Genomic DNA, 1734 nt, shown 5'->3' with positions numbered 1-1734 from the left:
CATAAATTCATTTGTTATTGCAACGGATATATTAAAATTGTTTAATTTCTTTTTATCCTTTTTTGCATAGATAAATTCCATAATATCGGGGTGGTCCACTCTTAATATACCCATGTTTGCACCTCTTCTGGTTCCACCCTGTTTTATAGTTTCAGTGGCAGCATCAAATACTGTCATAAATGATACTGGCCCAGAGGAGACTCCCTTTGTGCTTTTTACTACGTCATCTTTTGGCCTAAGTCTTGAGAAAGAAAAACCAGTTCCCCCACCTGATTTGTGAATTAGAGCTGTGTGTTTAATTGTTTCAAAAATTTTATCTAGTGAATCTTCAACAGGAAGTACAAAACAGGCTGATAGTTGTTGTAGATCCTTACCAGCATTCATAAGTGTTGGTGAGTTTGGCAAGAATTTAAGTTCAGCCATCATCTCATAAAATTGATTTGCAACATCTTCAATTGATAATTTACTTTTATATTTCAATTCTGCTTTTGATATATTCTCTGCAACCCTTTGAAACATCTCTCTTGGTGTTTCAATGACATTTCCATTTTTGTCTTTCTTTAAATATCTTTTCTTCAATACTATGTGAGCATTTTCTGATATTTCAGGCTCTAAAGTTGACCAGCTAATATTAACTTCTTTTAACTCCATAAATTTTCTCCTCTCTTAGTAATTTAATTATATAACTAACAGAAAAATTATCAATGTGATAATTGAAATTAATTTAGACTAATATTGTATAAATTAAAATGGTAAAGGTTGTCCTATCTTGCTTTTGATAGCGTTGTTATATATATAATGAGCACAAACTATATCTTGTAAACCCATACCATGGGATTCAAAGATAGTAATTTCTTTATCATTTTTTCTGCCCATTATTTTACCAGAGACTATATCACCTAATTCTAAAATTTCATTAACATGGAGTCTTCCTTTTTCCAAAGATGGTAAAATATCACCGCATTCTAATAAGGCCACATCTTTTGAATCAACAGCTAAAATATCAGCTTTTTCTATAATTTTTTCTGACAGCTCCCTTCTAATCAAGCTATTTGATCCAGCTGCATTAATATGTACACCTTTTTCGTTTATTTCACTGACTTCAAATAGAGGATCTTTAGCTGTTGTTATGGTTGTTATAATATCGGCACGGCTAATATAGTCTTTGTGGTTTTCTGTTCTTTCAATATCTAGCAAACATTTACTTTTAATGTTTTTAATACAATTATCTCCCCTTTCTTTGTTTCTATTTACTAAAATTGTTTTCTTAATATTAAGAACTTTTGTAATAGCTATAATTTGAGTTTCAGCTTGAAATCCTGCGCCAAATACAAGGTGTAAATTATTTTCTTTTTTTGCCATATGTTTTGTTGCTATAGCTGAGGCTGCAGCTGTTCTTAGCCTACCTAACTCATTTGCATCAATAATTGCTAGAAGTTGACCTGTTTCAGCAGAATGCAAAAAGACCTTAAATTGTGTTCCGGCCTTAAATGATGTATATGCCTTATATCCTAAAACCCCTTTATAGGGTATTGCAGCAGATAACATATGAAGCATACCTTTTCTAATGCGCATCCTCTGCCTTGGCATATTAAAGGCATTACCCTTTGAATGTTCCCTAAAGATTTCTTCAACAAGTTCAATTGTGGTATCAATTGATAAAATGTTTTTTACATTATCTTCTGTTAGATATATTGAGCTCATAGTTTAAACTCTATTACATTGTTTTTTTGT

2 protein-coding genes are annotated in these 1734 nt (G+C 31.5%); both read right to left on the bottom strand.

What is annotated here, in order from left to right; genetic code table 11:
• Nucleotides 1–651: ribonucleotide reductase N-terminal alpha domain-containing protein (locus tag SVN78_10920; protein MDY6822118.1), on the bottom strand; the 651-nt coding region annotated here is incomplete at its 3' end.
• A gap of 93 nt (nucleotides 652–744) precedes the next feature.
• On the bottom strand, nucleotides 745–1704 hold the full coding sequence (locus tag SVN78_10915) for an ornithine cyclodeaminase family protein (protein MDY6822117.1): 960 nt from the start codon (nucleotides 1702–1704) through the stop codon (nucleotides 745–747).
• Nucleotides 1705–1734: the final 30 nt, after the last annotated feature.

The organism is Deferribacterota bacterium (assembly GCA_034189185.1).
Lineage (GTDB): Bacteria > Chrysiogenota > Deferribacteres > Deferribacterales > UBA228 > UBA228.
This window is presented reverse-complemented; position numbering and strand designations above follow the sequence as displayed.